Raw genomic sequence first — 4,122 nt, forward strand, 5'->3', positions numbered from 1 at the left:
GCCAAGGTGTTGCTGGCGTTCCTGGCCGCCTGGAAATAGCATGCCCGAGCTCACCGGCATAGACCACATCTACATTGCCGTGAGCAACATGGCCGAGTCGGAAGCGTTCTACGACAAGCTGATGCTCAAGACGCTCAGCTGCCGCAAAAACACCTTCACGATAGGCGGCGACCCGCACATCCAGTACTACAACCGCCACTTTGGTTATGTGCTGCGGCCTGCCCGCTCGCAAGCCGCGCACGACTCGTATTCGCCCGGCCTTCATCACTTCTGCCTGCGCGTAGACACTGTCGAAGACGTGGCCGAATGCGCGCGGCTGCTGCAAGCCTCCGGCATCAACGCCAGCGAGCCGCACAACCACGGCGAATACGCACCCGACTACTGGGCCACTTTTTTCACCGACCCCGACGGCCTTCGTCTGGAGATCACCAACTACCGCCAGGAGCGGCGCGACCGGCATGACCACTGGGAATCCCTCGGTTAAGCATTCGCAGCCGCCAGTGCTGCGGTCCCTGTTGATCTGAAAGCCACATTGCTAAACACTGCTTCTTTCGGATGACCGCGCCCCTTCTCCCTGTTCTACGGCTCATCTTGCTACCCGGAATGGATGGCAYAGGAGATTTGCTTGCGCCGCTGGTCAACGCACTGACGCCATCCATGCACGTTGAAGTCGTGCGCTACCCTGGACATGACGCGCTGGGTTATGACGACTTGCACAAGTTCATCCTGGCGCGCATGACCGCAGCGCCATTCGTATTGCTGGGTGAATCTTTTTCCGGGCCTTTGGCCATTTCCATTGCGGCTACCCGGCCTGCCGGCTTGCGTGGAGTGATCCTGAGCTGTACTTTTGCGCAAAATCCCCGTCCTGCCTTTTCCTTTGTCTCCCATCTTGCGGACAACTGGGTGTCCCGGAAAATCCCTCCGCATCTGCTGACCCGCCTTGTCAGCCCCTTTTTGCTCGGTAGATTTGCATCTCCCCAGCTGAGAAACTCTCTTGAGCAGGCACTGCGGCAGCTTTCACCGCAAGCAATGGCCAAGCGAACTCAAGAGGTTCTTCATGTGAATGTGAGGGATAAACTCAAACAGCTCCACGTGCCGGTGATGTATCTGCAGGCAACGCAGGATCAGGTGGTTCCTGCATCTGCCGCGCAATCTCTGAAGCAAGACCTTCCGTCCATAGAGATCGTGAAAATAGAAGGTCCGCATTGCCTTTTGCAAGTCTCACCAGCTCCCGCCGCGTTGGCCATCCAGTCGTTCTGCCGCAAGCTGGGGTCTGCCTCGTCATGACTGCCCCGGTTCTTCGCCTCAGTGGCATCACCAAACGCTTCGGCCCGCTGGTTGCCAATAACGCGATTTCGCTCGAGCTGCACAGCGGCGAAATCCTCGCGCTGCTTGGTGAAAACGGTGCCGGCAAGTCCACGCTGGTGTCCATCCTCTTCGGCCACTACACAGCCGACGAAGGTGATATCGAAATCTTTGGCCAGCCGCTGCCGCCCGGCAACCCAAAGGCCGCGCTGGCAGCCGGCGTTGGCATGGTGCACCAGCATTTCACACTGGCCGACAACCTCAGCGTGCTCGACAACGTGATGCTGGGCGACGAGCCGCTGTGGCAGCTGTTTTCACGCCGCAGCGCAGCCCGCGCCAGATTGCTGGAGGTGGCACAGCGCTTTGGCTTGCCCGTGGCGCCCGATGCCAAAGTGGGCAGCCTCTCGGTCGGCGAACGCCAGCGGGTCGAGATCCTGAAAGCCCTGTACCGCGGCGCACGCATCCTGATCCTGGACGAACCCACCGCCGTGCTGACGCCGCAGGAAAGCGAGGCGCTCTTCGGCACGCTGGGCCAGATGGTGGCGCAGGGCCTGTCCATCATTTTCATCAGTCACAAGCTGGGCGAGGTGCTGCGCGTGTCAAACCGTGTGGCTGTGCTGCGCGGTGGCAAGCTGGTGGCCGAAGCACCAGCCGCCGGCACCAGCCAGGCGCAGCTGGCGCAATGGATGGTGGGCCATGCTGTCACCAGCACACAGCGCCGCCCCGCGCCGTCAACCGGCCTGCCGGTCTGCACACTGGAAGGTGTCAGCACGGCCAATGCGGGGCAAGACCGCCTGGATGGCGTTTCGCTCGAACTCAGGGCCGGTGAAATCGTCGCCATTGCGGGCGTCTCAGGCAACGGCCAGCTCGCCCTGGCCGACTTGTTGTGCGGCACCCGCGCCGCCAGCCAGGGCTCTGTGACATTTTTGGGTCAGCCCATGAAGGCCTCGCCAGCCTGGCTGGTCACCCAGGGCGTGGCGCGCATCCCCGAAGACCGGCATGGCGTCGGCGTGGTCGGCGACCTCAGCGTCTGGGAAAACGCCGTGTCAGAGCGCCTGCGCAGCCCGGCGTTTTCCAAAGCGCTGTGGGTCAAGCGCAAGGCCGCGCAGACCCATGCGGCCCGCATCATGCGCGAGTTTGACGTGCGCGGCGGCGGGCCGCACACCGCGGCGCGCTCACTGTCGGGCGGCAACATGCAAAAGCTCATCCTCGGGCGGGCGCTCGTGGCCCCCACGCTTGTCGCTTCGCGTACTGCGCTGCCCCCCGAGGGGGCTATTTTTTCTAGGGGCGGCCCGTCGGAAAAATGTTTCCCCTCTTCCGAAACCGCACCCCAGCCGGCCAAACTGATCATCGCCCACCAGCCCACCTGGGGCCTGGACATTGGTGCCGTTGCCTATGTGCAGCAGCAACTGATCGCCGCGCGAGACGCTGGCGCGGCCGTGCTGGTCATTTCTGACGACCTGGACGAAGTGGTGGCGCTCGGCGACCGAGTGGCTGTGATGCACGCGGGCCAGCTGACGGAGGCCCTGCCCGCCGAGACTTGGTCGCGAGAGTTGATCGGGTTGGCGATGGCCGGTGTCCGTGCCGAGCCCGCRTTGGGAGTGGCCTCATGAGGTTGGAGAAAAGAACGCAAACCTCGCGCTGGGCCCTGGTGCTGGCACCCATCGGCGCCATCGCGTTCACCTTGCTGATCAGCGCACTGCTGGTGCTGTGGGCCGGTGCGCCGCTGGGCCAAACCTATGTGCTGCTGTTCAAGGGCGGCTTTGGCTCCGTCTTTGCCCTCAGCGAAACCTTTACCCGTGCGGTGCCCCTCATCCTGACCGGCCTGGCCGCCACGGTGGCCTTCAAGGCGAGGCTTTTCAACATTGGCGCGGAAGGCCAGCTTTATGCCGGCGCGCTGGCCGCCGTGGCTGTGGGCGGCATGCACGGGGGTAGCGGTTTTGATTTGCCCATCTGGCTGCTGTTCGGGCTGATGATGCTGGCCGCCGCCATTGCCGGCGCACTGCTGTTGCTGGGCCCGGCCTTGCTGAAGGCCCGCCTGGGTGTCGATGAAGTCGTCACCACCCTGTTGCTCAACTTCATCATGCTGCTGTTCGTGTCGGCGATGCTCGACGGCCCCATGAAAGACCCCACTGCCATGGGCTGGCCGCAAAGCGTGGCGCTGCAGGGCGAGCTGGAGCTTTCCAGGCTCGTCGCGCAGACACGCATCCACACCGGACTGCTGTGGGCCGCCGCGCTGGCTATAGCGCTGTGGGCCTTGCTGAAGTACACCGTACTGGGCTTTGACATACGCGCCGTGGGCGCCAACGCCAAAGCCGCGGCATTCGCCGGCGTGCCCGTCACCCGCACGGTGGTGCTGGTTGCGCTGTTGTCGGGTGCTCTGGCTGGGCTGGCCGGCGCCATTGAGGTGGCGGGCCGCACCAGCTACGTCACGCTCGACATGTCACCCGGCTACGGCTACACCGGCATCGTGATTGCCATGCTGGCCGCACTCAACCCCCTGGGCGTTCTGGCGGCAGCCGTGTTTGTGGCGGGCGTGCTGGTCGGCGCCGACACCATGAGCCGCGCCGTGGGCGTGCCCACCTATATCGCTGACGTCATCGTGGCGGCGTCGCTGATCTCGGTGCTGGTGGCCACGTTGATGACGCAATACCGGCTGGTCGTAAAAGAAAAAGGCCGGGCCGCATGAAATTCTTCAGCACCCGCGCCCTGCCAACCCATGCGGCCACTGCCGCCCGGGCTGAAGCTACACGCACAGCTCTTAAGCAAATAATAGCCACAAGCCAATACAGACAAGCGCAACCAGCTATTAAATCC

At 63.5% G+C, this 4,122-nt stretch carries 4 protein-coding genes; all 4 read left to right on the plus strand.

Annotated elements, in window-relative coordinates:
* Positions 1 to 40: 40 nt before the first annotated feature.
* The 4 genes from AC1D1X_RS17095 (at position 41) to AC1D1X_RS17110 (ending at position 3,994) form a co-directional block, all read left to right on the plus strand.
* Positions 41 to 484: a VOC family protein gene (locus tag AC1D1X_RS17095; RefSeq protein ID WP_477669476.1), complete on the plus strand. Its 444-nt coding sequence runs from the start codon at positions 41 to 43 to the stop codon at positions 482 to 484.
* 137 nt (positions 485 to 621) lie between these two features.
* Complete coding sequence (locus AC1D1X_RS17100) at positions 622 to 1,287, plus strand: alpha/beta fold hydrolase (RefSeq protein ID WP_477698726.1); 666 nt, start codon at positions 622 to 624, stop codon at positions 1,285 to 1,287.
* Positions 1,284 to 2,918, plus strand: a complete 1,635-nt coding sequence (locus AC1D1X_RS17105) for an ABC transporter ATP-binding protein (protein ID WP_477669474.1) — start codon at positions 1,284 to 1,286, stop codon at positions 2,916 to 2,918. The genes AC1D1X_RS17100 and AC1D1X_RS17105 overlap by 4 nt, the downstream gene beginning before the upstream one ends.
* Complete coding sequence (locus tag AC1D1X_RS17110; protein WP_477669473.1) at positions 2,915 to 3,994, plus strand: ABC transporter permease; 1,080 nt, start codon at positions 2,915 to 2,917, stop codon at positions 3,992 to 3,994. Before AC1D1X_RS17105 ends, AC1D1X_RS17110 begins: the two co-directional genes overlap by 4 nt.
* Positions 3,995 to 4,122 lie beyond the last annotated feature (128 nt).

This window comes from Polaromonas sp. P1_G4, assembly GCF_056405475.1.